At 34.8% G+C, this 13,737-nt stretch carries 18 protein-coding genes and 3 pseudogenes; 3 read left to right on the plus strand and 18 right to left on the minus strand.

Annotation, left to right across the window (positions count from 1 at the left end; genetic code table 11):
• From H540_RS30230 to H540_RS0118750, 5 genes are all read right to left on the minus strand, one after another.
• Positions 1-457, minus strand: a 457-nt coding sequence (locus H540_RS30230) for a PAS domain S-box protein (RefSeq protein WP_034671407.1), incomplete at its 3' end; no start/stop codon positions are given.
• 261 nt (positions 458-718) lie between these two features.
• Entirely contained in the window at positions 719-865 is a 147-nt protein-coding gene (locus tag H540_RS34085; RefSeq protein ID WP_028401939.1) for a hypothetical protein, read from the minus strand.
• A gap of 435 nt (positions 866-1,300) precedes the next feature.
• Positions 1,301-1,639: a cupin domain-containing protein gene (locus H540_RS0118740; protein ID WP_028401940.1), complete on the minus strand. Its 339-nt coding sequence runs from the start codon at positions 1,637-1,639 to the stop codon at positions 1,301-1,303.
• Between the two features lie 87 nt (positions 1,640-1,726).
• Positions 1,727-1,984, minus strand: a complete 258-nt coding sequence (locus H540_RS0118745; RefSeq protein WP_051317184.1) for a DUF2651 family protein — start codon at positions 1,982-1,984, stop codon at positions 1,727-1,729.
• 108 nt (positions 1,985-2,092) lie between these two features.
• Positions 2,093-2,281: a DUF4017 family protein gene (locus H540_RS0118750; RefSeq protein WP_028401942.1), complete on the minus strand. Its 189-nt coding sequence runs from the start codon at positions 2,279-2,281 to the stop codon at positions 2,093-2,095.
• Positions 2,282-2,609: 328 nt separating this feature from the next.
• On the opposite strand from H540_RS0118750, the gene H540_RS0118755 reads away from it, so the two are divergent.
• Positions 2,610-2,942: a YmaF family protein gene (locus tag H540_RS0118755; protein WP_028401943.1), complete on the plus strand. Its 333-nt coding sequence runs from the start codon at positions 2,610-2,612 to the stop codon at positions 2,940-2,942.
• 94 nt (positions 2,943-3,036) lie between these two features.
• Here H540_RS0118755 and H540_RS0118760 read toward each other — a convergent pair whose 3' ends face one another.
• Positions 3,037-3,537 carry a GNAT family N-acetyltransferase gene (locus tag H540_RS0118760; protein WP_028401944.1) on the minus strand — a complete coding sequence of 167 codons (501 nt, stop codon included), beginning with the start codon at positions 3,535-3,537 and terminating at the stop codon, positions 3,037-3,039.
• A gap of 313 nt (positions 3,538-3,850) precedes the next feature.
• Between H540_RS0118760 and H540_RS0118765 the strand changes: the two genes are divergently transcribed.
• Positions 3,851-4,360: a hypothetical protein gene (locus tag H540_RS0118765; RefSeq protein WP_028401945.1), complete on the plus strand. Its 510-nt coding sequence runs from the start codon at positions 3,851-3,853 to the stop codon at positions 4,358-4,360.
• 317 nt (positions 4,361-4,677) lie between these two features.
• Here the strand turns inward: H540_RS0118765 and H540_RS30235 are convergent, their stop codons facing one another.
• The 5 genes and pseudogenes from H540_RS30235 to H540_RS0118780 all read right to left on the minus strand — a co-directional run bounded on the left by H540_RS30235 (position 4,678) and on the right by H540_RS0118780 (position 7,123).
• Positions 4,678-5,106 carry a DinB family protein gene (locus H540_RS30235; protein ID WP_081415198.1) on the minus strand — a complete coding sequence of 143 codons (429 nt, stop codon included), beginning with the start codon at positions 5,104-5,106 and terminating at the stop codon, positions 4,678-4,680.
• Positions 5,042-5,205, minus strand: a pseudogene (locus tag H540_RS34775) (aldo/keto reductase); the annotation flags it as partial. The pseudogene H540_RS34775 and the gene H540_RS30235, both read right to left, overlap by 65 nt.
• Before the next feature lie 237 nt (positions 5,206-5,442).
• Positions 5,443-5,901, minus strand: a complete 459-nt coding sequence (locus tag H540_RS0118775; RefSeq protein WP_028401946.1) for a putative iron-sulfur cluster-binding metallochaperone — start codon at positions 5,899-5,901, stop codon at positions 5,443-5,445.
• Between the two features lie 29 nt (positions 5,902-5,930).
• A pseudogene (locus tag H540_RS33380) lies at positions 5,931-6,038 on the minus strand (Hg(II)-responsive transcriptional regulator); the annotation flags it as partial.
• A 497-nt stretch (positions 6,039-6,535) separates the two neighbouring features.
• Positions 6,536-7,123 (minus strand): NAD(P)H-dependent oxidoreductase, encoded by a 588-nt coding sequence (locus H540_RS0118780; RefSeq protein WP_028401947.1) that lies wholly within the window; start codon positions 7,121-7,123, stop codon positions 6,536-6,538.
• 120 nt (positions 7,124-7,243) lie between these two features.
• On the opposite strand from H540_RS0118780, the gene H540_RS0118785 reads away from it, so the two are divergent.
• A complete protein-coding gene (locus H540_RS0118785) occupies positions 7,244-7,672 on the plus strand; it encodes a MarR family winged helix-turn-helix transcriptional regulator (protein ID WP_028401948.1) in 429 nt (142 codons plus the stop codon).
• Between the two features lie 97 nt (positions 7,673-7,769).
• Here the strand turns inward: H540_RS0118785 and H540_RS0118790 are convergent.
• The 7 genes and pseudogenes from H540_RS0118790 to H540_RS0118820 all read right to left on the minus strand — a co-directional run.
• Positions 7,770-8,303 (minus strand): annotated as a pseudogene (locus H540_RS0118790) (IS6 family transposase); the annotation flags it as partial.
• Positions 8,304-8,467: 164 nt separating this feature from the next.
• Positions 8,468-9,484, minus strand: a complete 1,017-nt coding sequence (locus tag H540_RS0118795) for a zinc-dependent alcohol dehydrogenase (RefSeq protein WP_245592289.1) — start codon at positions 9,482-9,484, stop codon at positions 8,468-8,470.
• Between the two features lie 142 nt (positions 9,485-9,626).
• The gene (locus H540_RS0118800; RefSeq protein WP_028401951.1) at positions 9,627-10,058 is read right to left on the minus strand and encodes a DoxX family protein; all 432 of its coding nucleotides are present in this window, start codon (positions 10,056-10,058) and stop codon (positions 9,627-9,629) included.
• Positions 10,059-10,163: 105 nt separating this feature from the next.
• Entirely contained in the window at positions 10,164-10,820 is a 657-nt protein-coding gene (locus H540_RS30240; protein ID WP_051317186.1) for a hypothetical protein, read from the minus strand.
• A gap of 466 nt (positions 10,821-11,286) precedes the next feature.
• A complete protein-coding gene (locus H540_RS0118810) occupies positions 11,287-12,372 on the minus strand; it encodes a HAMP domain-containing sensor histidine kinase (protein WP_028401952.1) in 1,086 nt (361 codons plus the stop codon).
• Entirely contained in the window at positions 12,369-13,040 is a 672-nt protein-coding gene (locus H540_RS0118815; protein ID WP_028401953.1) for a response regulator transcription factor, read from the minus strand. The genes H540_RS0118810 and H540_RS0118815 overlap by 4 nt, the downstream gene beginning before the upstream one ends.
• A 179-nt stretch (positions 13,041-13,219) precedes the next feature.
• Positions 13,220-13,737, minus strand: a 518-nt coding sequence (locus H540_RS0118820; RefSeq protein ID WP_028401954.1) for a TetR/AcrR family transcriptional regulator, incomplete at its 5' end; no start/stop codon positions are given.

The raw sequence follows: 13,737 nt of genomic DNA on the forward strand, positions 1-13,737 counted from the left end.
TCCTGCTCTCTATCATGGAGGACTTCCCTTTTCCTATTTCTACAAAGTGTTTTAGAACTTTATCTAAATCTTCTTTGGCTACAAGGTCCTTAAAAGATTTTTTTGTTAGCTCTTCTTTACCATATCCTGTTATTCTCTCGGTTGCTTCATTAACAGATATAACATGACCATGTAAATCTAAATGAATGATTGCATCTGTATTATTTTCAATAAGACTATTTAACTGTTGCTCACGATCTTCGATGCTTTTAACATTTCTTTGAACTAACTTATATAATAAAAATCCTGTTACAATAACAAAAAAAACTCCTTTTCCAATATTTATCCAAACAACATCACATGTATTAAACTTCGATAATATCCAATCCGTTATAGAAATCCAAATAATACTCGATAAAATATAAATGACTGTTATTTTAAATGAGACTTTCTTGCTATAACTAACATGTTTCTGCATAATAATAAACTCCTTTTCCCAATTGAACAATACTTACTATTAATATCTCATAATCTCAAATCCCCTTTTTTAAATATCCATTTAAAATACTTATTCTATATAAACCCAACTTGAGTTTTGGACATCTCAGAACTATACTCCTATTGTTTCAATTGTTACTATGCCAAGAGCTACACATTTATATGGAAACGATTTAAATATGTCCCTTCTTTATTTTGGATGTATATACTTATAGATTGTTTCTGATTCTTATTTATCTAACTAAGCTAAGGGAACATCTTGTTCTCCTGATATTACGAATTTAATTTCTCCATCTTCTTCGTAGATTCTTTCTATAATTGGAATAGTAATCATTTGTTTTTCTTTTTGTCTTCGCTGTCTTTCTGCGTTTAAATCAATAACATTCATGCTGTGTGTTCCCTTCTAACCACGTTTTCAACAAAAAGTAAAAGCACTCATATTGAGTGCCTTACTTTGACTTGAACCACCAATATGTATTTATGAGACTCCCATCCCAATACATATTTTACTATAATTATCCAGAATTTTCATTTAAAAAATAAAAATGATACTTAAAAAGTGCCTTTTTTATTACATAAAAAGTTTTAACATGCTTGCTACACCTAGATCCTTTTAGTATGTCAAAAGGTAGACATTTACATACGTTCGCGGGAATTCATGCACTTTTATGGACACTTTAAACATGACAAAAAGGCTTCGGGAGTAAGGGGTAACGAAACCTTTTTGTCCTTGTGAAGAGGGGCGCGCCTGTGATCCTCTTCGTTTAAGATGTTCAAAACCGCTTATTTTATACCTTCTTTACATAATCAGTGTTATCGGTAGTTATAGTAACATTCTGTCTCCTTTGCTGGTTGGTTGAGAAATAACAAGAAATTCAACATCTTGATCAGATTGATTCATCATTTGATAAGGGGTATTTGGAGGTACTTCAACACCTTCAAATGCTTTTATTACTTCTATTTTTCCATCAATCTCTAATGTGGCAATACCAGATAATACAAAGAATAATTGACGAGATTTCTTATGAAAATGACGTACTTCTAAAGTTCCAGAAGGCATACGTTCATGAATAACACTTAAGTCATCCTGTTTAACCAGATGCCATCCATCACATTTGCCTCCCCATATGTAATGTTCAGCATTTTCTTTACTAATTTTCAATTCAGATTCCTCCATAGACTCTAGTGTTTATATAACAATAAAATTAGATCTAGTTAACATAATTCGCGAAAGCGGAAGTCGAAACTATTAAGATTGTCGAGATGTTTTATTCGTGTATTTAAGCAGAATCCCAACTAATAAAGATAAGACTGTATATATAATAACCCAGGCAAAGAAAGTTTCATTTGCAACTACAATCATAAACAATATAGAGAGTATAAAGGTGATAATAGGCATAATAAATATTTTTTTTAGTTTCAAATAAGCTATTACGCTTAAAACTATTGTAAGGACTGGAAAAAGAATCATAGCTAAAAACATTGGACTTATTAATAATTGCACCATTATTTCAACTCCTTTTAGGGATGTTACGATAACCACACTTCAAATACATTTAAAAACAGCAAACCCCTCCTGTTCTGGAGAGGGAATCATTTTAATAGGTTCGCTTTTTTACTTACGTACGGATTTTTTGCTCGAATAAAATGTGACCAAGGCAACGATAATTAAGGTTGGAATCGCATAAATTTGTCCGACAAATAATTTCCAACCTATCGTGTTATAGCCCTGAGATGCTGTGGACAAGACCGTACCTATACATACAATCAAATATGCTACGAGTGGAATCACGACATTTCTCATTCTATCTCCTCCTTCCTTTTATTGTATCATCCAGAAGAGGCGATTTATTGTACATTTTTGGATGTATAGGATATTCATGTCAGGTTTACATAACATATCATTATCGGTAGTCAATGTATCTAACACTTTATAAAAAAGAGTTCGTCAGATCCTGCTCTGACAAGCTTTCTTGTTCACATAATCAGTGTTATCGGTAGTCAATCTATCTAAAATACTATAAAAATCCCTTCAGAATAAGGTCTGAAGGGATTTTTATAGTATATATTTTTACTAATTTTAATAATATGAATATGTACCATAATCTTATATAAAAGGAGGAATCGCCTTTATGAGTAGAGAACCATCAAATCAAAGAGTTCAGACACATGTTCATGAATTTGAAGCTAGTACTAAATTGGCAGAAGAAGGAGACGATAGGCATAATCATCGTTTTGCTGGAGTTACAAGTGAAGTAATCCCGAAAGGAAATAGTCATGTACATGTAATATTCGTTAATACTGACTTTTTGGATCATCATCATGAGGTCGCAATAGAAACAGGTCCTGCTATCCCTATTGGAGATGGCAAACATGTACACTTTGTCAAAGGAACTACTACATTAGACGACGAACATGTCCATAACCTTGAATTCACTACCTTAATTCAAAAACCTCTTGTATGAGAAGAAAACGCTGATGATAATAAATCAGCGTTTTTATTTTTTTGTATACTCTATACATGTTTAGTTTACATAACATACGCTATCGGAAGTAGTTTTAAGCATTAGGCAATACACATTCCATTTGTCGACTCTTAGTTTTAAAACCAAGTTTTTCGTAGAACCGTATAGCTTTCTCGTTAAACTCTAAAACATTTAATTCTACACTTGTTGCTTGTATTTCCTTGGTATACTCAAATGCTTTTTGAACTAATGCTTTTCCTATTCCTGTTCCTTGACATACTTCACTTACACCAATATTGCGGATAAAGAGGACTTTTCGCTCAAGTAATATTGGATTATTGGATGGTTCTTTGATATCTAAAATCATGTATGCAAGAATCTCTTTATTATTGCCCTCCACTACAAATACCTCTATGGTTGTATCGTTAAGCCATGTTTCGTATGTATTTCGATCCAAAGAGGCTGAAGTATTGGCATATAAATCTGGCCTTCCTTCTACATGTAGCTGTTGAACTTGTTCTTTTAATTTTGATATACCTTTAAAATCCTTATCAGTTGCCACTCTCGCTACAAACAGTAAACCTTCATTAGACATATTTAGTTCTCTCCTTAATATTTTATTTTAAAATATATACATTCATCAGTAATTTAACAATGTATATCGTATACATGTGAAGTTTACATAACATCTCATTATCGGTAGTTGTTTCAATCTAAAAATCCTTTTGTACCAAGGGTTTCTCTGATTCTTGGACATTATGAAATATACAAGATTCTATACATTACTACAGTGGTGCAGGTTTTTTAGCTATTGAATTTCTCCCATTACGCCGAAAATTTGTATAGAATCCTGTATATTTTACATATTCGATTTTCTCTTAGAGCACACTAAATATGAGGTGATATCAATGAGAAAATTGCTGGTTAAAGTGTTTTTGACGTTGTCTGTATTTGTTATGGTATTTTCATTGAGCAATAAACCGATTCAGGCTCAGGAGATACCAACGGATTTTGTTGAGGTAAAAGATAAGGTTTTGAAGGATTTTATTATGCTTGCGTTGCCCGAAGAGGCTCGTCGCGATGAAGTAAGTTACTATTTAAAAAAATATCATGGCAGAGAATTAAAATTTGATTATCCGAATGAAGAAAGTAGTCAAATGTGGTTACAGAGAGTAAAAGCAAATACTTCAACAAATCGCTATACACATGTTTTGAAAATCCGTTATAACAAAGTAGGTATCATAGTAGATGGTGAGAAGAAAGAAGTAGCAACAGATACTTACACATACAATATTAATCCATCTGAATTAACATACCAATCAGATATTAGAGGAAGACTTACGATAAACCCGCATTCTGTTAAATTAGTGAAGGCTGACCATAAAGAACAGAAAGAAATAAATAAAAAGAGGCTATAGATTAAACATACTATAATGAGAAGAGATTACTATGTCCAATATGAGGGCGTAGAGCCTCTTTTTTGTTTTGTTTGCTTTTACTGGGGCGCTACCCCATCGCTATCAAGTTAAGAAATTCGTTGTTCCCAAAAACGAAAAAATGAAATGAAATCTTACAAATAACTAACTGTAGAAAAGTAAAATTTTCGTTTAGGTGGTACTTCAAAATATTAGCTTGATGGATGTGTGACGCTACCCCTAAAAAACCCGATTCCTTGGTCTAATTCAAGAAGATCGGGTTTTTATTTATTTCACTATCGATTCCCGTCGCCATATTATTAAAGTGGTGGATTTTCCACTCCTAAATGAATCCAATCTTCTTTTGGTGGTCCATAAACCCCAAACGGTTTTATTCCTGCTTGACGCATAAGAACTGTAACTTGTCCACGATGATGAACAATGTGCTTAATCAATCCCATTAGGATTGTAGCATTTGATTCCTGCCTTCCAAACGCTTCTTGTACTTGCTTTAGAGATTCATCTGTCAATTGTTCTTCGATAACTTTGGATGCATAAAAACTTATATTCTTAAATGTTTCCGTAATTTCTTTTGCTGAAGTTGGGACGTTTTCTGCATTCTGTACCCTATCTATTTTCAATCCGAAATGAGCTAAATAATCAGGAATACTTGTTGTAAAATGCCAAGCCCAAATAATCCAATTGCCGTCTTTCCAGTGATTTTGCAAATGCTTTCTTAGTCTTCTCATAACCGGAATCCTGAATCCAAAGTTTAGTAGTCACGAATATTCCCTCTCTTGGGATGCCACTACGCTTGATTGCTCTGCAACGGCTTCTTCGTTTTGATATATTCTAATTTAATTCTTTACTCTTTTCACCTTATTAAACTAAACTGCCCGTTTGTTGAAGTGAAAATCTTCACAATCTTGATGCTGCATTTCAACAAAAATATCCAATTGTATTGAAAACGTTCCTCAACAATCTGGCCCAATTCATAAAAAAAACGCTGTTCTTATTACAGAAACGCGCCCGATTGCGGAAGAATATTAATTTATTTTGGTGAAGAAAAGCAACATTTAGGCTCCTTATGACATTTTTCTAATATAAGTTGTAACATTGCCTAAACAACAACTACCTTGTGGATTGTTTACTTCACAACCACATCGGTTTTCTTTTATGTTTTCGCGAATATGCTCTACTGGATTAGGAGTAAGTCCATTTTCCACATATTGTTTAATTTTTTCTTTTGTCCAATCAAAACAATAACAAATTGGTGTAGTTGCTGAGTCATCTTTTTGATGTACAGCTACCTTTATGTCAGATACAAAGTACTTTTTATTATTCGTATCAAAATAGACTACATCACAATCTTCGTTTGAACAAAAATAGTGATTTTCTTTAACATTTAATGTTTCTAATGCAGATGGTTTAAGCAATGATTTTAGTGTAATCAACTTTACATTCTTAGCTTTATTTTTACATGATGGACAATAACCATTATTTTCAATTTTTATTCCTTTAAGGTTACTACAACAATCTTCCATCATTCTTCCACCTTTACAATTTATTATTTTTATAAATATTCTTCTGCTTTCTTTTCTGAATCCATCAAAGTTTCGATAATAGGACATTCGTAAATATCTTTGTTTTCGGGACATCTTTCTTTAAGGTCTATTAACAATATGACCCGATTGTGGAAGATGCAAGAAATAAATGTTCAAAAAGGAAATTTCCAGTGCAACTTTATTTCAAAACCACATCATGGTCATTTGATTGTGTCGTTTACAAAGGTGTACCTTTAAGGATATTGATGATATAACTATAAAACCAAGAAAAATCAAGTTTATAAATATGATTGAAAACATTTATAAACGTTTATTAAATTCTAATTACCTTTATAAACTCCTTAGCGTACAATTTTCTCGAAATGATATAGTGACCCCATGCCCATCAAGCTAAGAATACAGGATATCCCCATGCCCCCTCGAGTTACGAAATCACGCTGCCCCTAAAACGAAAATTTTATGCAAATTTTTCATTTGTATCGTTTTGGAGTAGTTTGTTCTTTTCATTGATGCTATGCAGTAGGCCCCACCATATGTCAAAATTCCTCTGTCTGTTAACCATTCAACAAGTCAACACGAGTTCGGTTATATACGTATAAAACACTGCTTCGTCTTAACGATTTACCTCTTTAAAATAACGATAAACCTTTTCCAATTTTTCTTTTTGTTTTCCCTTTGGACTTTCCATATTGCCAAATTCAAAAAACTTCACTTTTTTAATTCCTACAAAACCAAATAAGGCTCTTTTCATCAATACTTTGTGTGCATTATTTAACCAGAGAAGTGGATATTTCGTAGGTCCCTTCATCGTCGATACACATACAACAGACTTTCCTTTTAGTAATCCCTCTGGCAGAAGCCCCTTCTTATCCCTGTATGCAAAATTCGCTGCAAATAATTGATCAATGTACCCTAACAGCATTGCCGGGGGCCTTCCCCACCAAATTGGATAGACAAGAACAATCTTATCAGCCCATGTAAGTTGCTCTCTATATCTTTCAAGATGAGGATCACGATACATATCACGTCTTCGTTTATGCTCGTTAAATACCAAAATTGGATTAAAGTTTTCTTCGTACAAATCTAAAACTTGTAACTCCTTTACATTTGGATTTTCATTGCTTCCTTTAATGACCTTTTGTAAAAAAGCGTAACATAAACTTTTGTGATCAGGATGTGTGTAAATAACTAAGATTTTCATAGGCCACCTCTTTTAGTTATCATTTGACAACTAAACCGTAACATTCTTTCCTTTTTGTTGTCAAATGATAATTGTATTTTGATAACAAATTTGTTATCTTCTCAGTAAGAGGTGAGATATATGGACAAAACAGCTCTTTTTTTAAAATGTGTGTCTTTTACAAATTCAGTCCACCGTGTGACACACGAACTAACACAAAACACTAAATCAGATTCAATTACGCAAGTTCAATATAATATTCTTAAGCATATAGCTGTCAATCAACCCGTCACTATTAGTGAAATTAGTGATTGTCAGCATATATCTATGCCAAACACGAGTCGTGAGTTGAAAAAGTTAAGTGAAAAAAATTTAATTGAAAAGATACATGATAATGAAGATAGACGTAAACAATACATTCGTCTTTCTAAAAATGGAGAAACTATGATGAACGAAGCTTTTGCGTGTATACAAGCTCGTTTTCTAAACCGAATACCAAATACTTCAAAGGAAGATTTAGAGGAAATCGACCGTGCGCTAGACATTCTTCAGACAAAACTATTTTATTAATACATGAATAGGCTTATGCCAATCAAACTAATTTGGGTTCTGGTGCAAATACTTGGGAGGATATACAGAGGCGAAACGTTTCCTAGTGGAATCTATTTTATGCTGGAATACCGAATAGTTGATGAATGAGGTTCACTTGATTTTGGACAGACTTCTCCCCTTGGGAGGTTTGTCCTTTTTTCATCATGTGCATGGCTTCAATCCCAGCAAGAATCCATTTGGCAGTCCGAAAGGACTTTAAACTTAACATAGTACGTATGCATTTCTTGATAAAGCGGTGATCCTGTTCCACGATGTTATTTAGATACCGAATTTGCCTCAATTTCACGCCTACTGGTATGCTTTTTTCTTCATGTAATGTTTTGATAGCTACAGGATATGCTGGGTTCTTATCGACTGTAATCACTCGAGGTGTTGCAGAATGACAGGAAGCCAAGGCTTTCTTCAAGAAGCGCTTGGCTGATTTGGCATTTCTATTCTTACTCAGATAAAAATCAATGGTATTTCCTTCAGAATCCACGGCACGATACAGGTACATCCATTTCCCTTTGACTTTTACATATGTCTCATCGCCTCTCCAAGAATCATTGTTTTTCTTTAAGTGACACCGAACTCGTTTGTCTAACTCAGGGCTCTATTTGTATTTAGTGTTTTCTTAATAATGGATGACCACAGTGAGGGAATGCTCGACATCAGATGCCATTTCCATCGCTGTTGGGAGGTTTCCCCACAGGAAACCGTGTGTGACGATGGATTTCATATCTCATGTGACGATTTCCTTGTTCTCTTAACTTTCTATTCAGTTAAATCTACTATAACCTTAATAGTTTCCTTGGCCGCAATCGCGGTATCAAATGCTTGTTGAATCTCACTTAGGCTAAATACATGTGTTACGATTTTTGAGATTGGTGTTTTCCTTTTATTAATGTGATCGATGACTTTCAAAATATCCTCATTTGTATATTCGCTTGCACCAACGATTTGCACTTCTTTACTCATAATTTGTACAAGGCTAACAGGCACCTCTTGCTTATACACGGCGATAATGGCGATACGCGCTTTAGGCTTTACAATTTTCATCACTTGTTCAAATAAAACAGGTGCTCCTGCTGCATCAACAAATGCATCGACATTCGGAACATTAACGTCGTATACATTGACTGTGCCAAAGTGCGTTGTTAATCCTTCTGCTAGTGTAGTCTTAGAGGTGTTCACAGTCTTCGCACCAAGTTGCTCAGCTTTTGCAAGTCGCCAATCATCGATATCGACCACGACTATATTGGTTATCCCTTCACCTATTAAACTAGCCGCTGCTGATAAACCAATAGGACCTGCGCCTAGCACTACAACATTTTCACCTACTTGTGGCTTTGTACTGAAAGCCCCATGGAAACCTACACTCATTGGTTCCATTAGTACAGCTTCTTCTGGTGACACATGTTCTTCAAATAGATACAAATTATAATGAAGCGCTGCATCTTCAATCACAACATATTGTGAGAATCCTCCTATTTCTAATGAATAACGGCGTCCCGCACGCTTAGCCGTAACAGGATTGACACCCACAAGCATTCCCACTTCTATATCTTTAACGGCTGTGCCCACTTCTACTACTTCTCCAAATAGTTCGTGACCAAATTCTTTTCCAAAACGAATTCCCATTTCTGATCCTGCTTTGATAATGTTTATATCTGTACCACAAATACCACCACGTAGGTTGCGGATTAATACATCCTTGGAACCCACTGTAGGGATAGGAAGTTCTTCTACACGAACATCATTTTTTCCATAATAAATACCAGCTTTCATCATTTTAATACCACCTTGTTTATTGTTTATTATTTTTTAAAAATCCGTTTTATCTAGTGTCGATATAAAAATAGTTATCTAATATCACAATATTTTTCTATTAGCTGAGGATAGATTTTTTTTAGTTTTATTGTTCTACCCCTCCTTACTTCGATGTTTTCAATCGTCCTTCCCGAGAGGAGACCGAACGTTTGAAGAACCGATCGATCCCCCAGATTTCTTTCGGCTCCACCACCGTAAGGTATACAGCGATCAGTTGATAAGCCAGCTCTAGCTCAAAACCGGCCGTGTGCCCATCGCCTAATAATCCCATTGGCAACTTCACATGTTGAATAGCTCCCGCTAGAATAAAAGTGAAGGCGGTGGAGATAGTACGAGTGAACCATCCTGCCATAAGCATCACGCCGCCGATTACCTCGAAGAAGGAAACGACATAGGCGAGCGCACTAGGCAGCCCATGTTGGTGGAAAAATACGGAAAAATTATCCAATCCCATTTGGAAAGCTGCTAAACCATGGGCAACAAACATCGCCCCGAATACGATGCGTATTATTGTATTAATGATACATTTTTTCATTAAACTCTCTTCCTTTATTGATATATTTTTGTAAGTTGTTTATTGCTGGACAATCAGTCAATGCTGTCTAGCTCTATTAGAAAAGTTGTGTTTAACAGTCTGGAACTATTTTTCCAATTCCTGAATTCGTTTTTCTAAGTAGGCATAATCAGCTTTAGTTGGAACATTAGCTTTCTTGCATGTTTCATAAATCGTGTCATACTGCTTTTCAATTAACGGATCTACTTTTTTCGTTTTTTTTCTTTTAACTGCTTTATAGAGCAAGTAAGGTAGTATCCATCCGGCAAATCCAGGCACTGCTAAAATTACAGATAGTTGCATCATTCCTGCAAGATAGCTGAACACTGAACCCGCCATAAATGCTGTTCCAATAGCCCCCCCTACGTATGCTGCAATTGTGGCCACTGTATTTTTGGATTCTTCCAAACGAGTAATTTCTTTTGCACTGTTTTCAAACTGATGCTGAAGCCGATTAATCTCAGCTTTTCTCTCGATATCCTTATCACGCTTAAATAATAAATCTACCTTGGTCTCTGATTCATGATCATGCACCATCTTTAAGAAAGGACTTCCCGAAAAAATAGCAAGTGGTGCAATCATAACCCTGATTGGTCCCCAAATATGCTTTACAATGGTAGGATTACTTTTTTCCAGCTTCCATCCAAAGTTCTTATATCCGTCCGTCCAGACAGACTCCATTCCGTGCTCTACTGTTACACCTCTATATTCATAACCTACAAATTTGTTCTCGTTTTCCATCATTGTGTTCTCCTTTCAAATGAAAAAATTCAATACAACTCCAGTGCTTTCTGGTTGTTTACTTTTGATGTATATATTATTGTTTGAAAATGTTTAGGAGTTGTCAGAGAATTGTTTGCAAAATGTTAATCTTAAAATAGATATAAAAATTTATTAACCATTCGTTATAACAACCAAAAAAAGCAGCTTCAAATCCTTAGCTCCCTAGGATTTAAAACTGCTTTTTTCTTTTTTATACTATATAAATGCTAACATTTAATGGCCACTTTCGATGTATGCTGTGAAGTTTTCATTACCGGAATAACAACTGATCATCCCTGCGCACTTAGAGTATCCTTTTACAAAGTGTGTCATTAATAATTAATTTTTTAAAAACATGTGCCAAGCCATTTTGTTTCCTAAGATAAGAAAACAGTCTCTATTCCTTTCACCTGGAATTAAAGCTGCTTAGCCTACAGAAATAACTTAATCACTCATTAGTATTTGTATTTAACTCAACTGTAAATGTTGTGCTATATCCCGGATTGCTTTTAACAGATATTCGGCCACCGACTGATTCTATTACTTTCAAAGTAAGAGCAAGCCCAAGACCATTACCTTCCTGCGAATGGGAAGTATCACCCTGATAAAATTTATCAAAAATATACTTCATTGTCTCTTCGCTCATACCACAACCACTATCTTCTACCGTTACCGTTACCGTATCAGGATCTGAGGTCTGAGTCAGCTTAATCGTTCCGCCGGGCTCTGTAAATTTGATTGCATTTGAAAGCAAATTGTTCCATACAATTTCTAACATGCTTTCATCCAAACAAATGATGGCACGATCTTCAATATCTGCTTCAAATGTAATATTTTTTTCTTCCCACAGCTCTTCAAAGGACAATGCACATTCATAAAGCTGTCTGCATAAATCATATGGTTGAGTTGACACATGGATTTCCTGATTTTCCAATTTATTAAGCTTCAGAATATTTGTTACCAGTGAAGTAAGCTTTTTAGATGCCGTATTGATCGTATCTGTATATTCTTTTCTCATTTCAGGGGTCAAATCTTTCTTCTGCAATGCCATGGCATAACTCTGAATAACAGAAAGAGGTGTTTTTATCTCATGAGAAACATTAGCAATAAAATCACTTTTCAAAATTTCTGTGCTTCTCAATTCTTCTACCATTTTGTTGAAGTCATCAAACATAACTTCAACATAATCCTTTTTTCCATCTTTCCGATGTGGCGGAATCCAGACAGAATAATCACCCTCTGCGACTTTTTTTGCCGCTTCGCTTAGTGTCCGCATAGGCTTGCCATAGGTACGATAACGTTGCCTTGCCGTTACCAGGCAGAAAATCAGGGTAACAATTACCCAATATCCACAGATACCCCAAACATATCCCATAGGTACCTTTTCTGGATGTACATAGGAACTATATATCATAGCCTGACCGGCAGTTAAAACTGTTAGTAAAAAGTAGGTCCATACAAATTGCCTGAAAGAGAAACGTGTTGTGTTAATACGTCTATCCTTCTCCTTCTTTTTATGTTTTTTTTTCCTCATGACAGCACCGACTTGTAACCAAGGCCATGAACCGTCACAATCTTAAAATCCTTACAAGAGGAGAATTTATCCCGCAGCTTTGTTATATACACGTCCACAGCTCTAAGGCTGGTATTACTTTCAAGCCCCCAAAACTCATCCATCAACTGTGGACGTGAAAAGGTATGCTTTGGATAAGATAACATTTTATAAAGAATATTAAATTCTCTTACGGTAACAGGAATTTCCTCGCCATCAACTGTTGCTGTCATTTCATCAGCATTCATCACAAGGCTTCCCACAACAAGTTTTCTTTCATTAGCAATATCTGCACGTCGAAGAAGTGCACCCACACGCATTAACAATTCATCCATATTTATGGGTTTCACCATATAATCATCTATTCCTGCTCGGAACCCTTTTTGTTTTGATTTAATATCGTCAAGAGCTGTCATAAACAGTAATGGTATCTTCTGATTAATATTTCTAACAGTCTCGGCAAACTCAAACCCATCTATTCCTGGCATCATAATATCTGAAATAATTAAATCATATAAACTATTGTACATTAAATCATAGGCTTCACTAGGATTGAAACAGCCAGTCGCGTGATAACCGTTATCATTTAAATATATGCACACAATTTGGTTTAATTTTACATCATCTTCCACCACAAGTATATTTACCATAAAATAATCAGACCTTTCAATTTAAAAATATCCTTTTTTCATATATGAACATAAAAATTTTCGTCGTATATGGTGTGCCATCATATCACACTAATGTTAATGAAATGTTAAAGATCAGCTAATAACAACGATTGTATTAGGGATTCTTTATCATACATTTATATTCAATTTGTAAATGATTAACTTTCTTTATTAAGCCCCCTATGGTGAAGTAAAGCAAATTGCTGGGCTAGAAACGATGGAGTATACGGCATGTCGTTTTGAAGCCAAGAAATGATTGTACCTATTAAAGCTGAAGTCTCATACCATATCAAAATGTCTTTTTTTACAATTTCAGTAATAATACGCGATGATCTTTCACTTTCATCTATCCTAGTAACTATCCTATCCCTTAAAAACATTGATAGACGGTCTCTAAAGATTGGGACTTTCTTAGAAGCCAGAATGTTCTTATAAAAATTTGAGTGTTCAGCTATATGCTCAAGTAAATTTTCAATTATTTCCCAACCGCTCTCTTTAGAGGATGTCTTGTCCGTTGGTGCATTATTAAAAATCGTTGAAATGTCCTCAATCATATCGTCTGCCATCTTTTCCAACATATCTGGAATATCACGATAATGTAGATAAAAGGTAACTCGATTGATGGTTGCTCGCTCTGCCAATCGATTAACAGTTATTTTTTGGAGATCCATTTCCT

It is taken from the genome of Ectobacillus panaciterrae DSM 19096 (genome assembly GCF_000430785.1).
In the GTDB taxonomy this organism is placed as follows: domain Bacteria; phylum Bacillota; class Bacilli; order Bacillales; family Bacillaceae_G; genus Ectobacillus; species Ectobacillus panaciterrae.